The sequence below is a fragment of the Endozoicomonas sp. 2B-B genome (assembly GCF_053470045.1).
Genome location: NZ_JBLZMU010000001.1, coordinates 4,152,499 through 4,177,077 on the forward strand (window position 1 = coordinate 4,152,499; position 24,579 = coordinate 4,177,077).

Annotated in this window: 24 protein-coding genes, 1 other RNA gene and 1 pseudogene; 19 read left to right on the forward strand and 7 right to left on the reverse strand. The window is 45.2% G+C overall.

Going from position 1 to position 24,579, the window contains the following annotated elements:
* The first annotated feature begins 10 nt into the window (after positions 1–10).
* From ACOMHB_RS15935 to ACOMHB_RS15950, 4 genes are all read left to right on the forward strand, one after another.
* A complete protein-coding gene (locus ACOMHB_RS15935) occupies positions 11–2,746 on the forward strand; it encodes a glycosyltransferase (RefSeq protein WP_448217356.1) in 2,736 nt (911 codons plus the stop codon).
* A 7-nt stretch (positions 2,747–2,753) separates the two neighbouring features.
* Positions 2,754–4,202, forward strand: a complete 1,449-nt coding sequence (locus ACOMHB_RS15940; RefSeq protein WP_448217357.1) for a hypothetical protein — start codon at positions 2,754–2,756, stop codon at positions 4,200–4,202.
* 222 nt (positions 4,203–4,424) lie between these two features.
* Positions 4,425–5,774 (forward strand): phosphoglucosamine mutase, encoded by a 1,350-nt coding sequence (gene glmM, locus ACOMHB_RS15945; protein ID WP_448217358.1) that lies wholly within the window; start codon positions 4,425–4,427, stop codon positions 5,772–5,774.
* Positions 5,775–5,780: 6 nt separating this feature from the next.
* Entirely contained in the window at positions 5,781–6,932 is a 1,152-nt protein-coding gene (locus ACOMHB_RS15950; protein WP_448217359.1) for a glycosyltransferase, read from the forward strand.
* A 394-nt stretch (positions 6,933–7,326) separates the two neighbouring features.
* On the opposite strand, the gene ACOMHB_RS15955 is transcribed toward ACOMHB_RS15950, so the two are convergent.
* Positions 7,327–7,812, reverse strand: coding sequence for a DUF29 domain-containing protein (locus ACOMHB_RS15955; RefSeq protein ID WP_448217360.1), 486 nt, complete (start codon positions 7,810–7,812; stop codon positions 7,327–7,329).
* A gap of 269 nt (positions 7,813–8,081) precedes the next feature.
* Between ACOMHB_RS15955 and ACOMHB_RS15960 the strand changes: the two are divergent.
* Positions 8,082–8,362: pseudogene (locus ACOMHB_RS15960) on the forward strand (ISAs1 family transposase); the annotation flags it as partial.
* Here ACOMHB_RS15960 and ACOMHB_RS15965 read toward each other — a convergent pair.
* Entirely contained in the window at positions 8,273–8,509 is a 237-nt protein-coding gene (locus ACOMHB_RS15965; RefSeq protein WP_448218683.1) for a hypothetical protein, read from the reverse strand. The pseudogene ACOMHB_RS15960 and the gene ACOMHB_RS15965 sit on opposite strands and share 90 nt — an antisense overlap.
* Positions 8,510–8,573: 64 nt before the next feature.
* Between ACOMHB_RS15965 and ACOMHB_RS15970 the strand changes: the two genes are divergently transcribed.
* The 13 genes from ACOMHB_RS15970 to ACOMHB_RS16030 all read left to right on the forward strand — a co-directional run bounded on the left by ACOMHB_RS15970 (position 8,574) and on the right by ACOMHB_RS16030 (position 18,743).
* Entirely contained in the window at positions 8,574–8,879 is a 306-nt protein-coding gene (locus ACOMHB_RS15970; RefSeq protein WP_448217361.1) for a BrnT family toxin, read from the forward strand.
* A complete protein-coding gene (locus tag ACOMHB_RS15975) occupies positions 8,876–9,100 on the forward strand; it encodes a CopG family antitoxin (protein WP_448217362.1) in 225 nt (74 codons plus the stop codon). Before ACOMHB_RS15970 ends, ACOMHB_RS15975 begins: the two co-directional genes overlap by 4 nt.
* Positions 9,101–9,148: 48 nt before the next feature.
* Positions 9,149–9,262 carry a DUF4160 domain-containing protein gene (locus tag ACOMHB_RS15980; RefSeq protein ID WP_448217363.1) on the forward strand — a complete coding sequence of 38 codons (114 nt, stop codon included), beginning with the start codon at positions 9,149–9,151 and terminating at the stop codon, positions 9,260–9,262.
* 629 nt (positions 9,263–9,891) lie between these two features.
* Positions 9,892–10,197: a HigA family addiction module antitoxin gene (locus tag ACOMHB_RS15985; RefSeq protein WP_448217364.1), complete on the forward strand. Its 306-nt coding sequence runs from the start codon at positions 9,892–9,894 to the stop codon at positions 10,195–10,197.
* Positions 10,198–10,677: 480 nt separating this feature from the next.
* A complete protein-coding gene (locus tag ACOMHB_RS15990) occupies positions 10,678–11,112 on the forward strand; it encodes a nucleotidyltransferase substrate binding protein (RefSeq protein ID WP_422138243.1) in 435 nt (144 codons plus the stop codon).
* Positions 11,105–11,419, forward strand: coding sequence for a nucleotidyltransferase domain-containing protein (locus tag ACOMHB_RS15995; protein ID WP_422134137.1), 315 nt, complete (start codon positions 11,105–11,107; stop codon positions 11,417–11,419). Before ACOMHB_RS15990 ends, ACOMHB_RS15995 begins: the two co-directional genes overlap by 8 nt.
* 248 nt (positions 11,420–11,667) lie before the next feature.
* Positions 11,668–11,928, forward strand: a complete 261-nt coding sequence (locus ACOMHB_RS16000) for an adenylyl-sulfate kinase (protein WP_448217365.1) — start codon at positions 11,668–11,670, stop codon at positions 11,926–11,928.
* 117 nt (positions 11,929–12,045) lie between these two features.
* The gene (locus ACOMHB_RS16005; protein ID WP_448217366.1) at positions 12,046–12,465 is read left to right on the forward strand and encodes a nucleotidyltransferase substrate binding protein; all 420 of its coding nucleotides are present in this window, start codon (positions 12,046–12,048) and stop codon (positions 12,463–12,465) included.
* A complete protein-coding gene (locus tag ACOMHB_RS16010) occupies positions 12,465–12,767 on the forward strand; it encodes a nucleotidyltransferase domain-containing protein (protein ID WP_448217367.1) in 303 nt (100 codons plus the stop codon). The genes ACOMHB_RS16005 and ACOMHB_RS16010 overlap by 1 nt, the downstream gene beginning before the upstream one ends.
* Before the next feature lie 187 nt (positions 12,768–12,954).
* Complete coding sequence (locus ACOMHB_RS16015) at positions 12,955–14,952, forward strand: capsule polysaccharide biogenesis protein (protein ID WP_448217368.1); 1,998 nt, start codon at positions 12,955–12,957, stop codon at positions 14,950–14,952.
* A gap of 588 nt (positions 14,953–15,540) precedes the next feature.
* A complete protein-coding gene (locus tag ACOMHB_RS16020; RefSeq protein ID WP_448217369.1) occupies positions 15,541–16,830 on the forward strand; it encodes a capsule polysaccharide biogenesis protein in 1,290 nt (429 codons plus the stop codon).
* 324 nt (positions 16,831–17,154) lie between these two features.
* Entirely contained in the window at positions 17,155–17,763 is a 609-nt protein-coding gene (locus ACOMHB_RS16025) for an acyloxyacyl hydrolase (RefSeq protein ID WP_422134147.1), read from the forward strand.
* Positions 17,764–17,810: 47 nt separating this feature from the next.
* Complete coding sequence (locus tag ACOMHB_RS16030; protein ID WP_448217370.1) at positions 17,811–18,743, forward strand: hypothetical protein; 933 nt, start codon at positions 17,811–17,813, stop codon at positions 18,741–18,743.
* A 28-nt stretch (positions 18,744–18,771) separates the two neighbouring features.
* Here the strand turns inward: ACOMHB_RS16030 and recR are convergent, their stop codons facing one another.
* From recR to ACOMHB_RS16055, 5 genes are all read right to left on the reverse strand, one after another.
* Positions 18,772–19,371 (reverse strand): recombination mediator RecR, encoded by a 600-nt coding sequence (recR, locus tag ACOMHB_RS16035; protein ID WP_448217371.1) that lies wholly within the window; start codon positions 19,369–19,371, stop codon positions 18,772–18,774.
* 108 nt (positions 19,372–19,479) lie between these two features.
* Positions 19,480–19,806: a YbaB/EbfC family nucleoid-associated protein gene (locus ACOMHB_RS16040; protein ID WP_317146116.1), complete on the reverse strand. Its 327-nt coding sequence runs from the start codon at positions 19,804–19,806 to the stop codon at positions 19,480–19,482.
* Between the two features lie 91 nt (positions 19,807–19,897).
* The gene (dnaX, locus tag ACOMHB_RS16045; RefSeq protein ID WP_448217372.1) at positions 19,898–21,907 is read right to left on the reverse strand and encodes a DNA polymerase III subunit gamma/tau; all 2,010 of its coding nucleotides are present in this window, start codon (positions 21,905–21,907) and stop codon (positions 19,898–19,900) included.
* 126 nt (positions 21,908–22,033) lie between these two features.
* Positions 22,034–22,130: signal recognition particle sRNA small type (ffs, locus tag ACOMHB_RS16050), an RNA gene on the reverse strand.
* A 98-nt stretch (positions 22,131–22,228) separates the two neighbouring features.
* Complete coding sequence (locus ACOMHB_RS16055; protein WP_448217373.1) at positions 22,229–23,590, reverse strand: L,D-transpeptidase family protein; 1,362 nt, start codon at positions 23,588–23,590, stop codon at positions 22,229–22,231.
* A gap of 696 nt (positions 23,591–24,286) precedes the next feature.
* Here ACOMHB_RS16055 and ACOMHB_RS16060 point away from each other — a divergent pair.
* On the forward strand, positions 24,287–24,544 hold the full coding sequence (locus ACOMHB_RS16060; protein WP_422134152.1) for a hypothetical protein: 258 nt from the start codon (positions 24,287–24,289) through the stop codon (positions 24,542–24,544).
* Positions 24,545–24,579: the final 35 nt, after the last annotated feature.

The window sequence follows — 24,579 nt, forward strand, 5'->3', positions numbered from 1 at the left end:
TGAAATACCAGTGGCGATTGCAGTGAAAAGTAATTTTATAGCTGAGTTTAAAAAAATAAGAAAAGCCAAAGCGTTAAAAAAAGATATTATTAATGCGGGGGTTAATAAAAATTACTCCTCAGTGCATAGCTTAATTACCCGTTCAGAAAATAATAATCTTCATGCAAATGAAGCAACATTTTCAGTACTGTGCTCACCTGCAGTTGTACGCACACTCAACGAAGCCAATAACTACTTTGTTCAAGAAAATAAAAATGATAAAGCATACGATTGCTTTATCTACTCTCTGAGAATCAGAAACCGACAAAGAGAAAATATTGATACAGAAATTCTCAGAAGCATTGATGCATGGCAACCAGAAAAAATACAATTACTGGCTGAAAAAGGTTATGAAGCGTATAAACATACACGCTACCTGGCGATTCAGGCATTGGTTCACCGAATTCAGTCAATCGATAAATTCGCTGATTTTTCAGAAAGTATTACACAAACCGTAAATAACTATATGCACACAGGTAAACTAAAGGGATTCTACCTGTTCTACTTGAAGGAAAAGCTATATCAGGGTAGCGAATGTCGTGACTCCGTTTTTGTCATGCTTAGAAAAGGACTCAGAGATCCTTTAATTCGTAAACTGATTATCGCATTTTTGCATCAATACCAATCTCAAAATAGAGAGCTATCTGCCAGTTATGTAGAACTCTACCTGACAACACTGGTAGAAGGTTTAGATTTAAGTTTTAGAGCGCTAACTCTAAGCGATTTATTCAGCTCGATTCCTATATTGCCAGAAGGGGATGAAAAAACACTACTGCTGGCATTAGAAGCCTCAGAATCTAGCGCTGATCTGTCTGACATTGAAAAGCTTTTCTTCAAACTGAAGAAAGCCTCGTCAAGATACTATTTTATTCGATTAGTGACAGGAGTGCGCAAAGAGCAGCTGACCCAGCATTTTGCCAAAAACGCCTGTTTATGGAAAACACCAACTTTCGTTGCCAAGCTCTTCAAGCAGTTATTCGACGGTCAGTGCTACGATCTGATTATTGATCTTTTTACACAGCTGCCTGATGCGCACCGTGAGCAACATCAAATTTTTACTTTTTATATTGGTGCGCTTAGAAATAAGGACCAGGTTAAGTTGGCAAAAGAGCTGCTGAAGGCTGCATCTGCTAAATTGCCTGAACTGACTGTTCTGACCCAGGAGTACTATCTCTATAAAAAGGAAAAGGACTTTGGCAGTGCATTGCAAAGAGCCAAAAAGGTCTATGAACTTCAGCCCGAGAGAAATAAGCAGCGCTGGGCTTTTGCCACTGTAGAGCTGATGGGGGCAGAAGGTGATTTTGAGTCAGCCCGTGTATATGTTGCCAGACATCCACAATACGCAGCAACGCTCCTGCCGCTGATTCATTTTCAGGAAGGTACACTAGCTACCATTGAGCATGAACTGTTAGCCAGAGTAGCGGCAGGGGAAAAAAATGGTGATCTTCACTACTACCTTTCCTACCTCTACTGCGAACGAAAAGCCTATCCGGAAGCGATTGAACAGATTACTGAAGCCATTGAGATCAGGGTTAACCGGCGCAATGCCCTGCACTACATATTGTTGAAGTCGGTTGTTGAAAAAGACTACCAAGCTTGTATGTCATTAATCAGTAACAACCAGCTGGATTCTGATGTTTTATTTGCCAAGTATTATGCACATTCTTTAATCCAAGCTGGCGCTTTGGCAGAAGCGGATGACTACCTGAACCGACGATCAGAGGTATTCAATGCCACGGAAAAGGGTGCCAGCGAGAGAAAACTTTTGCTGGCCAACTCAGCACGGTTATCGGGGGATAATCAAAGGTCATTTGAGCTATTTGCCAGCATTTTTCCTGAAGAGCATCGCTGCTTTACCAGTACGGATAAGGTTTCTCAATCTTTTGCAGTAATGAACCTGAAGTCAACGGCTCCTATTATTCGTGATGATACACAGCCGCTGATCTCGGTGATAATGACCAATTTTGGCTGGTCTGAATATACGCCGGTGGCTATACAATCAATACTGGATCAGACTCACAGTAACTTTGAGTTGATTATTATCGATGATCACAGTGAGAAAAATGCTTACAGAAAGCTGGCAAAGTTTGTAAGAGGCAAAAAGGATAAACGGATTAAGGTTATCAGGCTAAAGCAGAACTCAGGCACATACAGAGCCAAGAACCATGGTTTGTCTCTTGCGAGTGGTGAGTATATTACTTTTCAGGATTCGGATGATTGGTCGCATCCAGAGCGTTTTCAACTCCAATTAATCCGGCTTAACAATAATTCTTCACTTATAGCAACTCTTTGTTCTTATGTAAGAGTCAATAGTCTGAGCCAGTTAAATTTTCAAAATAAAGCATTGTGTCGAAAAGCATTTATATCTTTATTCATGAAGAGAGAGGTCTTAGATAGTGTAGGTTTTTTTGATAGCGTTCGCACATCTGCTGATAGTGAATTCTATTCTAGGGTTGAGGCTTATTTCTCACCTAATATGCTGGATCATTATGAAGCACCTATATACATCGCAAGCTATCATGAAAGATCGTTGACTTCTTATGGATTATTCAGTATTGATCCAATTATAGGCATATCTAGTTTTAGGAAAAAGTATCGTAAATCATACTCGGAATGGCATAAAAATTGTCATTCAAAAAACAGTCTGTTTTTGCCGAAACAACAGAAAAGCAGGGTATTTAATGCTCCTTGCGAAATGATTATTTGAGGTCTTTATGAAAAAAGCAAAAATTTTATCAGTCTATTTTGATGTTATTATTAAAAAAATTCAAACGCTGGGTGATAACTTATCTATTAATGACATTTCTTTTTATAATTCTAGCCATTGGCCGCCTAGAGCTAATTCTACGGCCAGATTGAATATAGCTAATTATAAAGCTCTCGATATGCTATCTGATAAATATGAAATTGAACACTATTATTGCACATCCTTTGATGATAATTTTAAGTCGGCTCTAAGTAACTTTGACTTTGTTGTAATTCATCAAAACGCCAGTAAAAATACTTTTTCTATTGTTCGTGAATTGTTGGATTTTATAAACAATAAAAAAATAAAGGCTAAGTTGATCTTTGGTACTGAAGGCACATGGGGTACCACAAAAGAATTCTTAACAGATGAGAATATAAATGATATTTACTTTGCTCATCTTTTGCTGAGGCATACAGCTAAAACAGACCGTGAAGTTTATGCAGCTAATGATCATATTAGAGCAAGAGTTGAAGAGTTTGAGCTCGGTATTGATACTGATGTTCTTTCTTTTGGAAAAGACGTTAAAGATAGAAAATACATAACTTTTGTAAAAGCTCCAGAAGGTAGAGTAACAAAAAATAATTCTGCAATTGATGATATTATTGAAGAGATAAAAAAAACAAGTCTAGCCGAGAGGTTTGAAATTAAAGTCATTGCCCCGCCATACTCCAGCAAAGAGTATTGGGATTTAATGTCTGAAACAATGTTTTTTGTATTTGTCTCGAATAGTGAAACATTTAGTTATTGTCTAAATGATGCTAAATCTCTCGGAGCAATTACTTTTTACCCAAATCATATGTATTGCACAAAGATTGGAGCAAGGTTTGTTGTTGATAATTACCCTGCTCTAGGGAGGAGATATTCATCTATTGGGAATCTTATAAAGCAAATGGAGAAGATTGCTTCTAATGAAGTTTTACTTAATTTTGAGTCAAGGCTTTCGAGAGAGCAAGTTGTTAATAATTTTTCTATTGCCACAGTCTCTAAAAACTGGGATTTAATTTTTTCAGAAAGAAGATACAGAAAAAACAAACTATTTGTTTTCTCAGATTTTATGAAAATAGAAGATGTGGTTTCTTATTGCAAAGAAAACAACATCGATTTTGCCTTACCATACAGAAATAAATCTATTGTCTCTTGGTATGATCAACAATTTTGTTATGTAGATGCATTAAGCAACATAATATTTATAAAAGATTATTTGTTAGAAGTAGATGGGGTACTGAAAAGATCCTTTGTCATTGATAATGGTGTATTTCAATTTTCATCTGGGGCAGATGTAAAAACGGAAAAGTTTGACGAAACAATGTCTTTTTTTAGTCTAATTACCAGAATTAATAAAATAGGTGAAGTTATTTTGGATAAAAATATTGAAAACAATACATTAAAAAGGGTCGCTAGTTACATAAATTAAATTAACTGGCGATATCAAAATCAAGCAAACTTTCTGATTTATATTTTTTGTTAGGGAGTTCACTAAACCAAGAAAAACTGTAGAAACCGGGGTCAGGTATTAATTCTTGAATAAAGTCAAGGAATTTTGACAATTCAATTTTTCCCGGTTCTTCTTTTCTCAGTTATTTGACACCCGTTGTCTGTGTAAATCTATCAGAACCAGTATTCATATAATTCTATTATGACCAGAAAATACTTCGGTACCGACGGCATCCGTGGCCGTGTCGGTCAATTTCCTATTACCCCTGATTTTGTCCAGAAACTGGGCTGGGCTGCCGGGCGTGTACTAAGCCGCCAGGGCAATAACCGGGTGTTGATCGGTAAAGATACCCGTATCTCCGGCTATATGTTCGAATCGGCTTTAGAAGCCGGGCTTTCGGCGGCGGGGATGGACGTGTATTTGTTAGGCCCAATGCCTACGCCAGCTGTCGCTTACCTGACCCATACCTACAGCGCCAGTGCCGGTATTGTTATCAGTGCTTCCCATAACCCCTATTACGATAATGGCATCAAGTTTTTCTGTGGTGATGGCCTGAAGTTGCCCGATGAGGTTGAGCTTCAGATTGAAGCAATGCTGGAAGAACCGTTCAGCTGTGTACCCTGCAATGAGTTAGGTAAAGCGCGCCGTATTAATGATGCCGCTGGTCGCTATATCGAGTTTTGCAAAAGTACCGTACAACCAAGGCTGAATCTGCATGGTCTGAAGATTGTGGTGGATGCCTCCAACGGCGCCTGTTACAAGGTAGGGCCTGCGGTATTTGCTGAGTTGGGGGCTGAGGTGATCAGCACCGGTATTGAGCCCAACGGCACCAATATTAATGACGGTTTGGGTTCCACCTGTATTAACCATTTGCAGCAGCAAGTGCTGGAACATTGTGCAGATCTGGGCATTGCCTTTGATGGCGATGGTGACCGGCTGATTATGGTGGATGGCAATGGCGCCGAGCTGGACGGTGATGAGTTGCTGTTTATTATGGCCTGCTCACTGCAAGACCGTGGTCTGTTGCAGGGCGGTGTAGTGGGCACGGTGATGTCCAACCTGGGAATGGAACACGCTCTGGCCCAGCGCAATATTCCGTTTGCCCGTGCAGCGGTGGGCGACCGTTATGTTAATGAGTTGCTGCTGTCCAATGGCTGGTATCTGGGCGGTGAATCCTCCGGCCATCTGATCTGCCGACAGGTGACCACTACGGGTGATGGTATTGTAGCCGCTTTGCAGGTACTGGCAGCGGTTCAGCATTCCGGTAAAACCCTGGCGGAACTGAAGCAAGGCATGAACAAGTACCCTCAGCATCTGATCAATATTGTTATGACTGAGCGCCGGGACCTTGCCCGTATTCCTGCAGTGACCCGTGCCGTTACCGAATGCGAGCAGGCACTGGCTGGCTGTGGCCGGGTATTGTTGCGCCCTTCCGGTACTGAACCCGTAGTTAGGGTGATGGTAGAAGGTGAGGATAAGGCAGAAATTACTCAACACTGCCAGGTGTTGGCGGAGAAGGTTGAGCAGGTATTGAAGGTGTTGAACGGGTAATAGACCTTGAATAAGCTTCTTTCCGTTATTATCCCTTTTCGGAAGCGGTCAGGCGATCGGGCTTCTATTCAGCGTCTTGATCAGGCCATTGCCTGTTTTGCAGATCAACCAGATATCGAACTCGTGGTTTTTGATACGGGGCGACAATCAACGCGCTTAAAATTGACTAATGGACAGCAGGACAACCTGCGCTATTTCCATCAGTATCAGCCAGGTGTATTCGCACCGGGGCAGGTCCGTAATGCGGCGGTTGCCCATGCAACCGGTCAGTATATTTTTCTGTTTGATGCGGATTTATTGATCGCCCGGGGAATGGTTGATCAGCTATCAGGCTTTGTTCAGGAATTGACACTGGAAGGGCCGCCGGCTTTTCGCATGTACCCCTGCCTTTACCTTTCAGAACGCTATTCTGCCCATTTTACGGCAGAATTTTTTAAGCCTGTTTTGCAGCAGGCTTTTTACCAGGAGGCGTTTGAGTCCTGGTTTCGTGGTGAAGTATGTAAAGTGGATGGCATCGCCCTGGCCTCCAGCTGTTTACTGATCAATCGTGAATGGTTTCTGGCGATGGGTGGCTTTCGTCAGACGTTTGCTGGCCATGGCTATGAAGACTTTGATCTGATCCACCGATTGGCCATGTATTACCCTGTTGGCAAACGGCCTGCCGATTATCCTGAGGATGTGAAAAGTCAGTTTCCGGGGGATTACCGGGGCTTTCGCCGCTACTTTAGTTATTACGCAGTGCCGCATCTTTTTAAGGGTACATTTCTGCTGCACCAGTGGCACCCAAGGCCACTGACTCGACAGTACCACCGTAAAAGAAAGGAGAATGAAGCCCGTTTTGCCGAGATCCTCAAGGACGCCACGGTGACATTGCCAGAACCTTTACCGGGCTTTCAGGCAGATGCTGAGATATTGGCTGTTTTAAAAAACGGTGTTTTCGACTCTGATACGATACTTTCTGATTTTCCTTGCTGGTTACGGGAGCAACAAATATTGAATGGCTTTCCAGTTGAGGAATATCCCGGTCTGTTTCATTTTCAGGCCGGTGTAAAAAAAAAGAATGGCGGTTTCTGGCGGAAATTGCGAAAGCTAATTTTAAATCCAAGAGCTTTTTTTCAAGATAGTATGTTCATCAGGAAAAATTATGAAAATCCTTGAAACAATTTTATAAGAGGAGCCTAATGTGATAACCGACAACCCCGAACTCCTGAAACTCTTGGAAATCAGGGGCTAACTTGTAACACTCGATGCCACGGGACCTCAGTAAGATATGGTCCAGGCCATAGTCGAAACTGCCTTAATCTGACCGGAAGATTAGGATGTTCATCCAAAAAGAACCGGGGTCAAGTGTTGATTCTTGACCCCCTCTAATCCTGCTCTAGTCTAAAAATGGATTCAGCCATTTAACACCTATTCCTGAAAAGTTACTCTAACTTCTGGCTACAGCGATCAAATCGCAAGCCAGCACAGTCGCTGCAATCTGTTTATCAACGAGCCGCAAAACAGACCATGTTCGCACAGAAAGCCAGATGCAGTTAGCTGAGTAGCCTATTTAATCGCAGGGCAGCCAGTCATCCTCAATAACTTGCCCGAAGGTCCAGGGGCACTCAGGTGTGAAACTGTTGTTATTAAGCTGCTGGTGCTTCTGCACGTAGCGGTTCATTTCTTTAATAGCCATGCGCTTGGCACTAGGGTAAACCTCACGGAGTGTTTTGTCGGTCTCCCGTTTCAGAGATGGATTTCTGCGGAGTAGCGACCCTATGGCATCCCTCGCCCTGTCTATGCTTGCAAACCATTCACGACAATTATATGGCTCCGGCAGCACCGGGTTGATAACTTCTACCTGATGCTGGTATTTCAGCAAATGTAATAAAAGAATCTTCAGATGTGACTCAAGGGTATGATGGTTATTCCCCATTTCCTGTTCCATTGCCTCTAGCAGGTTGGGTATATCCAGTTCGTTAAACCTGTTGTTTTTCAGTAGCTCACGTTGCCGGGCGATCCAGCCGTGATAGTCGGTGTTATAGAGGTTTTCCATGATCATCTCTTAATGTTTAACTCCATTGACCTTCCAACCTAGATCAACTTTTGTAAGTTATCCAGTGATTTCATAATGCATATGCGTGCCTTTGCTGATGCCTGGCCGACCTTCACCTAAGAACCCAATATCCAACAAACTGTTGGACCAGGGAAAACTCATGAACCCCCCTGAAATTATCGACCTGTAGCTTATATTTGTTTTCTTTCTAATACGTCTATGGTCTTATACCTGCACATCAGATAAGGCCTCAGCATGATGCTCACGATTTGATTTCACAGCTCTCTATTATCAGTGACCCTCGCCAAGCTTGGAAAGTCGGCCACAAGCTAACAGACATCTTTTTTTGACCATCTGTGCTGTCATTGCCGACGAAGAAGGCTGGGGTGAAATCGAAGACTTTGGTCATGAACCACTGGACTGGCTTAAGCAGTAGGGTGATTTTGAAGAAGGTATTCCTTCAAATGACACCATAGCGCGAGTCGTGAGTGCCATCAGCCCAAAGCGGTTCCAGAAGTGCTTTATTGACTGGATGAATGCCTGTCATAACGTCTCTCAGTTGCTTTGACCCTTGATAATTCAGAGTGGTTGCGTAATGCATTAATGAGTCCTGTATCACGGACGCTTCATCCTGATGCATGAGGAAGTAACTGATTTCATCCAGTATCAGCCAACTTGAATACAGCAGTTGCTGCACTTATCTCTCAAGCCAGTTTTCCTCTTGTGTTTTTTCCAGCGTGGCCATCAACTTGTTAAGGCTCATGAACATCACCCGGTGTCCTGCCTCCCTCAAGGCAAGAGTTATTGCCAATATGAGTACAGGCTCTCCCGCTGAAGTCCTTGCTGAGCAGGCAAAAAGTATATTTTATGATGAATATGCTATTCAGTTTTATGACGAGGAAAGTTCTGAGGCCGAAGATAGATTTTTGATGGTTGGTGTGAGTCAACAATCCCGTGTTTTACTGGTGTGTCATTGCGAGAGAGACGATGGTGAGACCATCCGTATTATCTCAGCAAGGAAAGCCACTAATACTGAGCGCAGTTATTATGAAGGGAACTTGTCATGAAAGATGAATATGATTTTTCAAAAATGAAAGCCCGCAGAAACCCTTACGCTTCAAAGCTGAAAAAATCAGTGACAATGCGCCTTAGTGAAGATGTCATTGAATATTTCAAAAAAATGGCAGAAGAAACGGGTGTACCTTATCAAAGTCTGATCAATCTCTATCTCAAAGATTGTATGATAGAGCATCGTAAAATCGACATCACATGGCAAGCCAGGACATAAATTGGTAGTCGGAGGTATCTAACCTTCAGCCAAGGTCACGAGGCTTTAGTGTGTATTAATGATGGTACAGTTCTCAATGGCCATCTTCCAAAGAAGACCGCAAGGTTGGTATCTGACTGGTGTGGTGACCATAAAACATCACTACTTGATAACTGTCAATAAGCAGTGGAGCTTCAGCCGCCAGAGCGTATTCCGGGTGCTGATTATGATTAGATTGATAAAAGCTGAGTGGTTATACGATAAAGAAATTCGACTTTCTTTTTCTGATGGTTCCCACGGATTGATGGATTTTTCTCCGTTGCTGTCTAAAAAAACAGCTATGACATTACCCTTGGAGCCTGACCGAGAATAGCGCCCGTAGCGAGGACGGCAGAAAATTGAGGATGAAAATTCGGTTTTGTGAGGAGAATAGCGAGCTATTTGACGAACAAAAGCGGATTTTCAGACCAATTTGCTGCCGCCGCAGTAGGGCAGACTATTCTCGGTCAGGCTCCTTGGAGAGTTCACAGTATTTTTGCCGTTTTTTCCTTGAGTTGGGCGCCTTGTGCTGGCCTAATGGTTTTGAACTGAGTCCAGGTAGCTTGCATGAGAAACTGGATAAGGCAGGTAAGCTAGTCAGGTTTGATGCCGCGTAACCAAAAGAAGAAACTCGGAGAAACCCGTGTGGTGAGACCCGGCAACACAAAACCGGTGTCATGTGTTTGAGCCGTAAACGTCTCAGTTAACCGCCGCATTGTGTTTGAATTTAAAGACGGTGATGCCTATATCGTAAACTATGAGGATTACCACTGATGGCTATACAACCATTTAACCCACCTCACCCAGGGGCGTTGATCTACCGTACCTACATTGAGCCGTTCACCTCAATTACTGCTAACAGAATTGCCGACCAACTGGGCGTGGCCAGAAGTACTTTCAATCGTTTGTTGAATGAAAAAGCAGGTGTTTCACCGGAAATGGCCATTCGATTGTCCGAAGTACTGGGTGGTTCTGCTGAAAGCTGGATGACACTTCAGGAAAGCTTTGACTTGTGGAAAGCCAGGCAAGTGGTCGATACAGCAAACCTTGAACGCATTGATTTTAATCAGGTAGCGTAGCGAAGAGAAGAAAGCAGAGTCAGATCTTGATTCTTGACATCCTTTAACTCTGTTATACTCCGGATTCCTCCCTGCCTTTTTGATTGACTTGAATGTGTCGTAATTATTGGGTTGTAATTTATCGGTGATAACTTGAGAGTGAGCTAGGAGCCTGACCGAGAATAGCGCCCGTAGCGAGGACGGCAGAAAATTGAGGATGAAAATTCGGTTTTGTGAGGAGAATAGCGAGCTATTTGACGAACAAAAGCGGATTTTCAGACCAATTTGCTGCCGCCGCAGTAGGGCAGTCTATTCTCGGTCAGGCTCCTAGTGAGCCTGAATGATGTCTGCATTCACCATTACATCAGCTCTGAAGAGCTAACCGCTGAACAATTGGTGAGGCCATCCGGGAATATTGACACATTGAGAATAAGCTTCACTGACTGTACTAATCAAATTTCTGAGATATGATGGTCTAAATATCAATTGTCAGTAAGACACATGACTATAGACACTACTTTTTTTTCTCGTTGCATCAAGACACTGGATACTGCTTATAACCGTTTACTCGGCTGTGAAGAAGGCAGTATAGAGTACGATATGTACCGTTCAGCCTGTGTGAAAGAGTTTGAAATCATCCTCGAACAGGCTGGTAAACTTCTCCGCAAGTGTCTGAAGGATTTTGCTCATAGCCCCAAGGCGATAAATCGCCTTGTGTTCAAAGAAGTCTTCAGGCAGGCGGGGCAACATAGCCTTTTGTCTGTTGAGGAAACCGAACGCTGGTTGATTTATCGGGATAATCGTAATAACACGGCCCACGATTATGGTAAGAAATTTGCTGAATACACGCTAACGTTGCTGCCAGGTTTTATCGCTGATGCCATTACCTTGGAGAAAGCTATAGTGCAGCATCTGGGAAGAGTCAGAGATGATTGATTTACGAGAAAAAGATCGCAAGTCCGTCTGTGATCTGGCATCGCAGATATTCCCCGTTGGTACCATGCTGTGGGCTTATGGAAGCCGTGTAAAAGGTACTAATTATGATGCCAGTGACCTGGACATTGTCGTTCACTTTCCTGATGAGCAAGATGAGAATGATAGCTTCGCTCAGCTAGCGGCGTTTAATGAAGCCTTACGTGACTCCAACATTCCCATAATTGTGCAGGCACTGTCCTGGTCTGCGATACCAGAGTCTTTTAAAACTAATATTAAATCCTGTTATCAAGAGCTTTGCCTGGTTTGAAGACAGGAAAAGATTAACCCCCTCCCCTGCTCTTTCATCAGCCTGGCAGACTTAACGACAGAGCAATTGGGTAAGGCCGGTCGGGAAACATTAGCACATCGAGTATAAGCTTAACTGGAAGTTTGATGTTACGATGAGAAAATCAGTGTCGAATTCAAAGAGCACACACTTCCTCGCTCAGGCTCTTGCTGAACTGGCACTTTCATGATTTTGCCATGTTACAGCCTCCGAAGCCGGAGCTTCGTCTTATGGAAAATATTGCCTGGCATAGTCACAGGGTTTCCAGAGAAGCACGTTCGAACCTGAAATCGCAAAAGCCCTGCCTGTTCTGGTTCACTGGCCTGAGTGGCTCAGGTAAGTTTACCGTTGCCAACACAGTTGACGGTTTCCTGCATGGACAGGGTTATCATACCTATGTCTTGGATGGTGATAATGTTCGGCGTCGTTTGAACAAGTTAGCACCTCTTGCAGAACTGAGCCAATCATTGCGGCTCTGTGCTGCCTTATAAGACGTTTAATAACCAGAGCTGCTTCGGGTAACCGTTCTTGCGCACCACAATCCAAAAATTCACCTGATGTACGTTTTTCTGTTATTTTAATCCTTTTATCATTGCTGATTTATCCACATGACCCCAACGCCTGATAACCGCTGGAAACAGCGCTTCGAGAACTATCAGAATGCCCTTGCTGTTCTGGACTCCGCAGTAGCTGCTGTTCAGGCAGCACCCGAAGATATTTTATATCGAATCGCCCTGATCCAGTCTTTCAAGTTCAGTTGGGAGCTTGGCTGGAAAGTAATGAAAGACTACCTGAACCATGAGGGTATCGAGGTTCAACCGTCGCCCAGACAGGTTATTAAGCAGGCATTTCAACAGCAGATAATATCAGATGGCCAGTTATGGATAGATATGCTGGAAGCCCGTAATACCATGAGTCATGCCTATGACAACCAGAAGGCGCAACAAGCTGCCAAGGCTATACAGCACAGTTATCACCCAGCTTTAGTGGCGCTGTCAGATTACTTTACCGGGCGAGTGACACCCTGATGTTTGGGCTTCCTGAAGCAACCCTGCAACAAATTATTGCCTGCTTGTCCGGCTTCACTGAAATCAGTCAGGCGGCTATTTTTGGTTCCCGTGCTATCGGCACTTATCGGGCAGGATCTGATATTGATATCGTAATTTGGTTAACCACCGATAACCCTCACACAGTAGCTCATATTGCTGCGGCTCTGGATGAACTTCCAACACCTTATTTGTTTGATGTGGTGGATTATGGAACAATCACTCATGAGCCTTTGAAGGCTCATATTGATGATAAGGCAAAACCTCTGATTTTGGAGAGGTAGGTACCGTAGGCAGGTCTTGTACTACCCAAAGTAACACATTGTCTTATACATTTTCACTTCAGACCTATCGATTTTCAGATTCCAGGTTATTTATTTCAATCAACTATCAGTGACTACCTTGCTGTCTTCTCCAAAACCAAAACCAGCTTTTATCACCCTTTCTCGCGGGATCAGTAAAGCAAGAGAATTGACCGCTCTCTTGCACTGCGATGGCATAGAAAAGAAAAAGCCTTACACAAAAATACAGCCATATCACGTTGTTCTCGGCTGGGGTAAAAAAGCCAACACACAACAGGCTGTAAAACTTGCAGAAAAACACCAGGTACCTTATTGGCACCTTGAAGACGGCTTTATCAGCTACCTGGGCCACCCTGCCCTGGGTGACAAACGCTTTGCTTTGATCGTTGATAAACGGGGCATTTATTACGATGCTACCTGCCCTTCAGATATTGAAGATCTTCTCAACCATCCAGACTGGTTCAGCTCAGCATTAAAAGAGCGGTCTTCAAACCTTCTGACTCTGATTACTGAAGACAAAATCACTAAATATAATCATGAGCCAGTTGATAGCTGGAAGCCTGAAGCTGGAGAGCAGAAACGTATTCTTGTGGTTGATCAGACTTACGGGGACTGTTCCGTCAAATTTGGGTTAGCCGATGACTCCAGCTTTAATAAAATGCTGAATGCAGCTCTTGCGGAGAATCCGGATTCTGAAGTCTGGATAAAAGTTCATCCCGATGTTGTTCTGGGTACCAAAAAGGGCTACCTCGGCAGCAACCTTCCTGATAATCCCAGAATACGCATTCTTGCCGACAAGGTTAATGCCCAGTCGCTTTTCCCCTATTTTGAAAAAGTCTACGTTGTTACCTCTCAATTAGGCTTTGAAGCACTCTGGCACAAGAAAAATGTCGTTTGTTTTGGTGTCCCGTTTTACAGTGGCTGGGGATTAACCGATGACCGGGTTCCCTGCCCTCGCCGGAAACAAACGCATACTATTGAAAGCCTCTTTGCTGCTGCCTGCCTGAAATACACTCGTTATATCGATCCGGAAACGTTTGAACGGTGTGAGCTGGAAGCTATTCTTGAGCTTATCCCCCTGCAGAGAAGATCACGCTGCCAACCCGTCAAAACACTCTATGCGGTCGGCTTCAGCCTATGGAAAAGAGCCTTTTTAAAGAGTTTTACCCGGGCAATTTCAGAGAAGGTTCAGTTTGTAAAATCAGTTCAGCAGGCTGAAGCAAAGGCCAAATCAGAAGATGGCGTTCTGGTTTGGGGTGCTAAACATCATGATTATAAACCTCCATCAAATATTAAGCTTTTCAGAGCAGAAGACGCATTTATTCGTTCAGTAGGTCTGGGCGCAGACCTGCGAAGACCCAGTTCATTGATTCTGGATCAGACGGGTATCTATTTTGATGCTTCACGACCTTCTGATCTTGAAACTGCGATCAATACCATTGAGCTCAATGATAAGCAGCTCGAACAGGCGAAGGCTTTGCGTAAAACGCTGAAAGAGCAAAGAATCAGCAAATATAATCTGCAAGGCTCAGAACAATCCTTGTTTGTGTCAGCCAGAACGGATCAGCGCAAGATACTGATTACCGGTCAGGTAGACAGCGATGCTTCCATTCAATGGGGCAGCCCCGAGATCTCATCCAATCTTGAATTGATCAAGGCGGTCAGAACCTGTGCGCCTGATGCTTTTATTGTTTACAAGCCTCACCCTGATGTTCTTTTAGCAGGAAGAGAGGGACATATTCCTGACAGTCTGGCCTTGAACTGGGTTGACCATGTTGTGGCGAATGGTGATATTTTTGATTGCATAGAGCAATGTGATGAGTTGCACGTCATGACCTCTCTGGCAGGTTTTGAAGCCCTGACACTCGGAAAAACAGTCCACTGCTGGGGCCAGCCTTTTTATGGGGGATGGGGGGTAACCGTTGATCATTTAACCTGCAACAGGCGTTATCGTACGAGAAACCTGGAGGAGCTGATCTATTTTGCGCACTGTTATTACCCCATGTATATCAACTGGCAAACCCGAAGGTATACGACACCAGAGAGGGTTATTGCTGCTATCGAGCAAGAACGTTGTTCAACATCAAAGAGTGGGCACTTTATAAACCGATGGTTGAGCAGAAAACGACGAAAGGTGGGCTATTTAATAGAGGCTCTGTTTAGTTAGATATTTCTTATACATTCAGTGGCATTCTCTGAGATAGCTGAATTGGTATTCACGATTCCCTCCTGAAGGGCCATGTTGCAGCCAGAAAACTTAACTTAAATTCATGACCACGTCGAAAGGACGTGGATTTTCACGTAATGTGTCACAGTGTCATTTCACTCCGTACCTGACACTGTCCGTATAATCAGGTTCAGTATAATCGTTCTCGCATATCACTCCTGACAGCTCTGCAACCACTCCCTCTGACTTTATCTCATCGCGCTCTCAAGACATTGACAGTGATCTCAGGCAATTTTCTACCTGCCTGGACAGGCTCTGTTGACTGGCTGCATCAACTTTAAATTGTTTAACCACTTCAGGACCCAATGTTAAGGTGAGTTTAATCATTACCACGTACTATACGTATAGCCTTCTCAATGCAGAACCTAGTATTGTTTAAGACAACCATATTAAAACCCAAACCAGTTTGCTTGCTACAGCAATTCAATTACATTCAGTTATATTTTTAGACTGGCTTATGCTAGGATTTGCACAACACACGACAACCGATAAGCGACCAAGGTCATACACAAGGATCGGATTTAGGCTATGACCAAATCTGCCGTACTTTTTCTTCAAGGCCCACTGGGGCCATTTTTCAAGCGGCTGGCACGCACCTTTTCCAGAGCGGGTTACACCACCCACAAAATCAACTTTAATGGCGGCGACCGGTTTTTTTCATGGGCTGATGTTCAGACCCACTACAAGGGAAAACCAGCTGACTGGGCCGCTTTTCTTGAACAGTACCTCACCGAACATCGTATCGAAGCCGTTTTTCTCCTTGGTGACTGCCGTTATTATCACAGAACTGCAAAGCCGGTCTGTGATGCCTTGGGGGTTCAATTTTGTGTCTTCGAAGAAGGTTACTTACGACCTGATACCATTACACTGGAGTCCGGAGGCGTTAATTCACTGAGCCAGATGGATCTCAGCCGCGAAAGCCTGGAGAGAATAACGCCATGCTCAGCTAAATCCAGCCAGACAATCGGCGGCACCATGAAACGAAGGACCCGCTACGCTGCTTTTTATTATTGGGCCAGTTCTTTCTCAAGGGATGAATTTTCTGAGTACAGGCATCACAGGGCTACTAATCCGGTCAAAGAAGGCTTTTACTGGTTGAGAGGGTTTGCCAGAAAACTGCTGTTTAAAAGTTATGACAAGCAAACGCAATTTCGTCTGGATAATGAGTTTGATCAGAGATTTTATCTGGTTCCGCTACAAGTTCACGACGACTCCCAGATGATTTTTCACTCTCCTTATGAGTCAGTGAAAGCTTTTATTCAGGAAGTCATAGTCTCCTTCTGGAAGCATGCAGATTTAGACAAGGTGTTGTGCTTCAAACACCACCCGATGGACAGGGGCTACACAGAATACGGGCAGTTTATTGAAGACCTGGCAACAAATCTGGGCATCCAGGACAGAGTGCTGTACTGCCACGACATCCCATTACCCGATTTATATCATCACACCTGTGGCGTAGTGACCGTTAACAGTACCGTTGGGATCTCCGCCCTTCTGCACCACCTGCCTACCAAGGTCATGGGACGAGCTTTTTATGATATCGAGGGCATTACCCATCAGGGATCTCTGGAGTCATTCTGGAAAAGTCCGGAGCCTGTTGATCGTCATTTATTCAAACAACTGCATTCCTACCTGTTTCAGAAAACCCAGATCAATGGCAGTTTTTTCAAATACTACCGGCTTACCTGTGATAGCAGTCTGCGCTTTTACGAAGAATTTCTGAAACCCACTTCAACATTCAGACCATCAGAACAAGCGCCTGTCCTGATCTCTGAACAAGCCAAACCCCTGCCCTCCTCTTATATCAGTGCTGCGTAGAGCAGCATTGACCACCCAAGCCATATTCATTTAGGGCTCTCCTTCTCTTTGTATACACCTCTGCTCAACACCCTTCTCTACCTAATATCGGTGGGAAATTCCTGTTAGTCACTTGAAATGTCCAGCCAGTTGAGAACAGTTGTGGAAGAACTACTCTTTATTACAAACAAGTCTGCGTGACCAATGCGCAAAGGATTTTAGCCCTCTTCTCTCATCAAATCCCCCGGCAATAAGCTGTCTGAAAATCTCTCATAAAGTTTCATTTTTATCGGCCGATAGCTAATGCGTGGAAACCACTAAGAGAATAATATCAAGGGGAAGTATATGAAGAGTGCTATTGCCAGCCTGTGCTTATCAGCGTCGCTGCTGATCCAGACACAGAGCGTTCACGCAGAGGACTTTGTTCCAGATGGTATCAATGTTAGCTATGGCCAGTACCTTGACCTTGTTTCAGGTCGTTCAGCGGATTACACCAATCTGCGCCTGGGCATCACCTGGGACTGGAAAAAGGACTTTTATCAGTCTGATAGCATTGTACTCAGCAGCTATTTTGAATTGGCTGCCAGCTCATGGAAAAGTAATCTCTCGGCCAGTGACAATCCCAGTCCTGACGGCAAAGACAAAGTAACTACTATTAGTTTTTCGCCGGTATTAAGAATGGGATTTCTCCCCAACGCCAGCGTGCGTCCGTTTATAGATCTTGGAGTGGGTGCCGCCTACCTGTCTGAACAAGATTTGGAGAAAGAAAAGAGATCACCTATTAATATGGGCGGTCACTCCCAATTCGAGATCCGGCTCATGGCAGGTATTGAATTTGGAGCTAATCAGCAATTTGAACTCAGCTATGGCTGGTTCCATTACTCCAATGCCGGACTGCACAGCATGAATGAATCCATTGATTTTCATTCGGTGACATTTGGCTACAACTGGTAATCACTTAGTCTGCAGCCTTCTAAAACAATAACTAGAATGGATACATCATGGTGTTATGGTGTATTCCAATGGCTGTTGGCTTATCGACAATTTTTGGATTTTTTGCTGCCTGGATGCCTCTGGAATCTCCCTGGGTGGATGTAGCAACAGACACCCCGGAGGATTTCAACCCTCATTGCCACTATCAGGTTGAGTTCGATCAAGCCTGGTTCTTTGCAGCCGCCGTCAATAAAGATGCTCTCTTGTTTACCCCCTACGGCAGCCTGGAAAATGCCGAGACTTATATACTCAAAATTTCTGCCACACAGAAAAACACTCTGATCGTTGAAAGCAGTGACGGCACCAGTGAAAAACCTCTTGGCTTTGAATCCATTCGCAGATGGTGCCCTTCTGTTCCAGAGAAATTAGATCTCAACAGCAACAGCAGCTTTAATCCTGACTGTTTCCATTGGATCAATGAAGAACAGGCTTTTTACAATTACCTGTCCACCTGTTACAACAAAACCCGGCTTGAACTGATACCCGAAGACTTCGGCGACAAGAAAACCGTACTGAAAGCCCATATTCAGTCGAACAGAAAAAATACTACCCTTGTTCAGAAAGCGGATGGGCAAGCCATCAAAGTGCTGACCCACACAATACTGAGCCAGTGTCAGAATATTGAATGGAAAGAGTTTCCTGATCCGGATTCAACTGAAAAAGTGATTCATGAAGCCAGAGGCAGAAAGCTTCAGGCCAGCAGCTTCAGCAGAAATTGCTTTTATCGAGTGCAGCTCGATAGTGACACAAGCTGGCAAACCGCTTTTGGTACAGATAATGGCGGCTTCACCCTCTATATCAACACTTATTTTCCGGATTCTTTAACAGGCACACAAAAAACCATTGACTGGATGACGACGGACCAGTACACCCGAATACGAACAGGTGAAGCGAAAACCACGGGCCTTGTAAATCGAATTCAGTACTTTTGTCCTAAATGAACTACGACATCTCCCAGCCTCTGCTGCTTTACAGTTCAAGCTTTCGTCGGCCTGCCAATGCGTGGGCTAGAGTGCCGCCGTCAACGTATTCCAGCTCACCACCCAACGGCACACCATGTGCTATCCGGCTCGCTTCAACGCCCATATTTTTGAGCTCTTCTGCAATAAAGTGAGCCGTGGCTTCACCCTCAACCGTCGGGTTAGTTGCCAGAATGACTTCTTTAACCTGAAAATCGGACACTCGCTCCAGCAAGTCGGTCACACCGATTTCGTCAGGACCAACCCCATCGATCGGTGAAAGGTGCCCCATAAGAACAAAATAGCGTCCGGAATAGCCACCGGCCTGTTCCAGGGCCATTACATCAGAGGGGTTTTCTACCACACAAAGTGTTGATTTCTCGCGACCCGGATGACTGCAAATATCACACAATTCACTCTCACATAATGTTCTGCAAGACTTGCAGCGCCCAACCCCTTCTGCTGCTTCGGTGAGAGCTTTAGCCAGCCGAAGTGCACCCTCCCGGTCTTTTTCCAATAGATGCAACGTCATTCTTTGGGATGACCTGGGCCCCACCCCGGGCAAACAACGCAGGGATTCTATCAATTCCTTGATCAGAGGACTGAACATAAATGCACTCAAATTCCGGTCAGGGCCCACTCACCTTGAGTAGACCCTGGTAGCCAATGACTGTCCAAAGGTGTTTTGAACGAATAGCCTGCTGCAAGAAAATGACGCTTAAAAAGGCATCTTGAAGCCAGGCGGCAGACCCATACCAGCGGTCAGACCACTCATTTTATCCTTGCTGTTTTCTTCCACTTTACGTACCGCATCATTCACTGCTGCCGCCAGCAAATCTTCCAGCATTTCCTTGTCTTCTTGCATCAGGCTTGGATCGATTTGGACATCCTTGACATCATGACGACCGTTCATAATCACTTTCACCAGACCGGCACCAGACTCACCAGTCACTTCAGCGTTCGCCAGCTCTTCCTGGATACGCTGCATGTCTTCCTGCATTTTCTGGGCCTGCTTCATCAGGTTACCCATACCGCCCTTAAACATAAAAACTCCTTTACGTTATCTTTTGGCTTATTAAAAGCGACGAACTAAACACAAATACGACCGCCGGATGATTGAAATACCCGGCTATTCATCACTTAACGACATTGCCAACTGGCTGAATACTGTCTTCGATGACGACAGCAGAAAATTTATCAATCAGACTTTGCACATGCTGATCATTAAAAATACTGGAGCGAGCATCAGCCATTCGTTCAGCCATTTTGCGCTCTCGCCAGGCGGCAGGCGTTTCTGCCTGAACCTGACCAATTTCCACCTGAACCCTGAGCGGCTGATCAAAATAGTCGCTCAGCGCTTTCTCAACCCTTTGCCGATGCATGTCGTTGTACAAAGTACTTCTGCCACTATCCAGTCGCAGATCGACTCTACCTGCTGAATGACTGACATACTCACAGTGAGAGGCAATCGTTCGGGTCACACCACCCAGAGGAAGACTTCTGAAAACAGGCACCCAGGACTGAACATTCAGATCAGCAAAAGAAATTCTTTCTTCAGAAGCAGAACTCTGAACAGGTTCTTCTATCACCTGTGCTGACTCTGGCTCTGGCTGAGCGACCGTCTCTCTTGATGCCTGCTCAGACGCATAAGCTTCATAAGTGGACACCGATGGCGGAACTCCATCCTCCTCCACTTGCTGTTTCTGAGAAGCTTCAACGGTTGGCGGAACTTCTTCATCGACATTTTGATCGGGCCCGCATACCTGAGCTGGCTCCAGACTGGATGGCGTTGAAGGAGAAAAATCTTCCGGCAAGAAATTTTCTGTAATAGCGGTAACAGGCCGCTCAGCTAAAGCCTGAGGTTGATATTCTTCAGTCACAGGCGATGACAGAGGACTTTCAGGCTCACTTGTTTCAGTATCCCTCTGCTGCTGATTTTCGGACTGCAATACAGCAGCAGGCTCAGGTTCCGGATCAGGAGATGATACAACAGGTTCGGAAGCCTCTGTTGACTGAGCCTCCACTTCACGCCGGGCACTTTGTGGCACCTGAATGGCAACAGGCTCAGGTCTGAATGCCAGCATTCTCAAGAGAGCCATTTCGAAGCCGCCCCGTGGATCCGGCGCCAGCGGAAGATCTCTTTTCCCGACCAGACCGACCTGATAATACAGCTGAACGTTTTCAGCCAGCATATTACCTGCCAGCTCCAGAACCTGCTCACGATCACCCTGACTATTGTCCACTGCCTCTGGCACTGCCTGGGCAATGGCAATCCGATGCAGCATGGAAAGCATATCGTCCAGCACTGCCCCATAGTCCGGTGCATGTTCAGCCAGGCTGGCAACAGCGGCCAGGACTTCAGGAGCCCCACCCGAAGAAAGTGCCCTGACCATCTTCATGACCTGGCCCTGATCAATGGTACCGAGCATGGCACTGACTTCCTGCTCGGTTACCTGACCATTACCGAACGCGATGGCCTGATCGGTCAGGCTCAGAGAGTCTCTCATACTGCCATCGGCTGCTCTGGCCAGCTGCCAGAGGGCCGGACCTTCAAAAGGGATAGCTTCCTGGCCGAGAATATTTTCCAGGTGACCGACAATCCTTTCCGGTGTCATATTTTTCAACCCAAACTGTAAACATCGCGACAGAATGGTGACCGGTAACTTCTGAGGATCAGTGGTAGCCAAAAGGAACTTTACATGGGGAGGTGGTTCTTCCAGGGTTTTTAGCAACGCATTAAAACTGTGCACCGAGAGCATGTGCACTTCGTCAATCAGATAAACCTTATAACGCCCTCTGGTGGGAGCGTACTGGACATTATCAAGCAGCTCCCTGGTATCTTCCACCTTGGTTCTGGAAGCAGCATCCACTTCAATAAGATCAACAAAACGACCTTCATCAATTTCGCAACAGGCAGCGCACTGCCCACAGGGAGTAGAGCTGACACCTGTTTCACAGTTAAGGCACTTGGCAAGAATTCTGGCAATCGTTGTCTTACCCACGCCTCGTGTGCCCGTGAACAGATAAGCATGATGCAGCCGATCCTGGTCCAACGCATTGACCAGAGCCTGTAATACGTGAGTCTGGCCCACCAGCTCTTTAAAAGAACGGGGTCGCCATTTGCGTGCAAGAACCTGATAGCTCATTGAAAAGCTTAAATACCGGTAACTGAAACTGAGGACTCTATGCTAACCAAGAAAACGAAAGAATGCACGATTCACAGGGGTCTGATAAGGATATTTCAAGGACAGGGCAATACAGATGGAGGCAAACCCCACCAGCCACACCCCGGCACATGATGTCACTGCTACCGTTGCTCCCTTCCGGGCCTGGCGGGGTTCACAGCTGATCATTGCGAGGGGACCGACAGGGCCCACCAAAAAAACAGACGTCTCGTCTGGATGCAGCGCATTTTCCACAAAACGCCCTACTCCGTCAACTACTTATAGTGTCTCTCTGCCAGATGTTCAAAACCAGCTGGTCATGGCAGCGTCCTGCTGATAGATATCTTCTCTGAACCGGACTCTGCCCGATTCATCGGGCCAGGCTGTAAAGTAAACAAAATAGATAGGCACAGGCTGGAAAAGCATTCTTTTGTACGTCAGCTCTTCAGGGGTGGTTTTGTGCACCCACGCCATAGATTGCTGATGAAAGATGGTTTGGATCAAATCGGCAATCCCTTCAACCCGGGTACAGCCTGAACTAAACATCCTCCTTTCCTCTGCAAACAACTCAGGCTTATCCGTATCGTGGAGATAGACACCGAACGGATTCGGCAGATCCAGCTTAAAGCGCCCTAATCGGTTTTTCTCACCGGGTTGCTGCTCAAGCCGGTAACGAAATGTTCCGGGCGTCAAGGATCGCCAATTGACTTTATCGATAGCAACAGCAGGTGCCCGGTCCTCCCAGCTTTCATAGACGACGAAACCTTCACGCTTTAAAAATCCCGGTTCTTTCCTTTCTGCCCTTAACATCGAATGGGCGGCTATAGAATGAGGAACTTTCCAGACGGGATTGAATGTCACACTTTCGACATGATCATTGAAAACCGGCGTCTGCTTATGACGCATTCCAACGATCGCCTTATGAATCTTCTGATTGGTTTTATTCTTGACCCAGGCAACATTGAAACCCGCAATATCCACACGAATGTGAGGGTATGGCAGTGTCGATGGCAACCAGCGAAGACGCTCAAGATTAGCCTTAAGCGTTCTGATTCTTTCGTGAGTTATGGCTAACAATGCCTGACGCGTCATGACCCCCAGCCTGCCATCCGGCATCAGATCAAACTGAAGCTGTACTTGCGTCAGGACATCCTTATGCGCTTGAGTGTAAACACTTCCTTCCAAATGCTCTGCAAGGTCCAGATCCATCAACCACTGATTCAGGCGGACAACAGCAGAGTGCCGGTCATCTTTGAAGAAAATCAGATCATCCGGAAATTCCTGAGCAGCCACCAGGCTCCAGTTCTTGAGTTTTTTCAGACTGTTGATCAAAGCACGATATTGGGGAAGGTCAGGCTCAAGACCCTTAAGGTCATCAATGGAATAGCGTTGCGATTGATCTTTTTCTTTACGTGGCTGGTCATCTATCTGCCAGCCTGGCTGAAACAATCTTTTATCAAGACGCCCTCTATCAACATACAAAGCGTACCGACGAACTATTTGTTGAAGTGCTGCAGAAGAAGGACTGGCAACCAGGCGCTGCCAGTCCAGGTCCTCCACAGGAATACCCTGTTCTGGTAAACCGGCAATCCAGTTGATATAAGCAGTATTATCGGCCTTGGCATAAAGCGTGAACCCAATCAGCATGACAACCCATCTATGCATAATATCCTCGTCTTCAGCTGCGCTCCGGGGACAGACAATGTCTGGGGAAACAAAATCAGTGGCTAAGTACCTGGCCAGTCGGTTTCGCATATTCTGGCGAGTGGATTTTTTCATCCTTCAAGGCGCAACGACGGGCGCGTAGCCTTAGCTACGCAACCAGAGTTGGAACGCAGAAGGATGGAAAAAGCCGCCGTCCAGAATATGCGAAACCAACTGGTTAGGTACTTATATGAAGACTAAAGAGCGCTGCAAACGATCAGGCAAAGAGGAGGCCTGACTGGCCGACAAAGAGCAGATTTCATTAGTGGGTGGTTGCCCGTATGATTTGCAGTGACAAAAATCTGTCAACTCAATGAAAAAAAAAGCACTCCCCGACGGGATTTAATTTGGAACAATGTGTAACCCGCGATCCCAATCGTAACGTAGCACTACGGGGAACAACTCAAAAAAAGCCACTTACGCAGTCACCCCAAACAAAGGAAAAACGCACCAAAATAGGTATTAATACCCGCCTTTCTATCATTGGCACGGGCTGTGCATATTATCCTCCCACAACGAGCAGCCTGTCCGAAGAAAGGACGTCAGGACAGCAGGTGAACAGGATTCATTATTTTTAATGTTGAAAGTACGTTTAGCTCGAACAGATCACTTTTTAGCTAAACACGCACTTTTCGACCAAGGCGATTTGGAACAAGAATGAGCAAACCTGAACAAAGTCACATGGAAGCTTATCTGAAATACCTCAGAGCCAATGTGCAGCTGAAAGAAAAACATCAAGAAATCAACAACCTCAGATTAGAAGAAACTGTCAAGACAGAAGGTTCTTTAAACGTTAAAGACTCTTTAGCGCTTGAAGCCGAATATCTAAGAAGTATTTATAAAGTCCTGCCAAGAGAACAGGCCCTGCAAATGACTCTCAAACAGGCAAAAAACCACACCTCTATCAGACCTTGATACAAGCAGTGATGCCTTAAACAAAGTAAACGACT

Coding starts and splice junctions, on each gene's coding strand:
- dnaX (WP_448217372.1), bottom strand. CDS start 21,907: ATGAGCTATCAGGTTCTTGCACGCAAATGGCGACCCCGTTCTTTTAAA.
- ACOMHB_RS15990 (WP_422138243.1), top strand. CDS start 10,678: ATGACTATAGACACTACTTTTTTTTCTCGTTGCATCAAGACACTGGAT.
- ACOMHB_RS16000 (WP_448217365.1), top strand. CDS start 11,668: ATGGAAAATATTGCCTGGCATAGTCACAGGGTTTCCAGAGAAGCACGT.
- ACOMHB_RS15985 (WP_448217364.1), top strand. CDS start 9,892: ATGGCTATACAACCATTTAACCCACCTCACCCAGGGGCGTTGATCTAC.
- ACOMHB_RS16030 (WP_448217370.1), top strand. CDS start 17,811: ATGGTGTTATGGTGTATTCCAATGGCTGTTGGCTTATCGACAATTTTT.
- ACOMHB_RS16010 (WP_448217367.1), top strand. CDS start 12,465: ATGTTTGGGCTTCCTGAAGCAACCCTGCAACAAATTATTGCCTGCTTG.
- ACOMHB_RS16055 (WP_448217373.1), bottom strand. CDS start 23,590: ATGCATAGATGGGTTGTCATGCTGATTGGGTTCACGCTTTATGCCAAG.
- ACOMHB_RS15975 (WP_448217362.1), top strand. CDS start 8,876: ATGAAAGATGAATATGATTTTTCAAAAATGAAAGCCCGCAGAAACCCT.
- ACOMHB_RS16005 (WP_448217366.1), top strand. CDS start 12,046: ATGACCCCAACGCCTGATAACCGCTGGAAACAGCGCTTCGAGAACTAT.
- ACOMHB_RS16040 (WP_317146116.1), bottom strand. CDS start 19,806: ATGTTTAAGGGCGGTATGGGTAACCTGATGAAGCAGGCCCAGAAAATG.
- ACOMHB_RS15940 (WP_448217357.1), top strand. CDS start 2,754: ATGAAAAAAGCAAAAATTTTATCAGTCTATTTTGATGTTATTATTAAA.
- ACOMHB_RS15955 (WP_448217360.1), bottom strand. CDS start 7,812: ATGGAAAACCTCTATAACACCGACTATCACGGCTGGATCGCCCGGCAA.
- ACOMHB_RS16025 (WP_422134147.1), top strand. CDS start 17,155: ATGAAGAGTGCTATTGCCAGCCTGTGCTTATCAGCGTCGCTGCTGATC.
- ACOMHB_RS15995 (WP_422134137.1), top strand. CDS start 11,105: ATGATTGATTTACGAGAAAAAGATCGCAAGTCCGTCTGTGATCTGGCA.
- ACOMHB_RS16060 (WP_422134152.1), top strand. CDS start 24,287: ATGAGCAAACCTGAACAAAGTCACATGGAAGCTTATCTGAAATACCTC.
- recR (WP_448217371.1), bottom strand. CDS start 19,371: ATGTTCAGTCCTCTGATCAAGGAATTGATAGAATCCCTGCGTTGTTTG.
- ACOMHB_RS16020 (WP_448217369.1), top strand. CDS start 15,541: ATGACCAAATCTGCCGTACTTTTTCTTCAAGGCCCACTGGGGCCATTT.
- glmM (WP_448217358.1), top strand. CDS start 4,425: ATGACCAGAAAATACTTCGGTACCGACGGCATCCGTGGCCGTGTCGGT.
- ACOMHB_RS15970 (WP_448217361.1), top strand. CDS start 8,574: ATGAACATCACCCGGTGTCCTGCCTCCCTCAAGGCAAGAGTTATTGCC.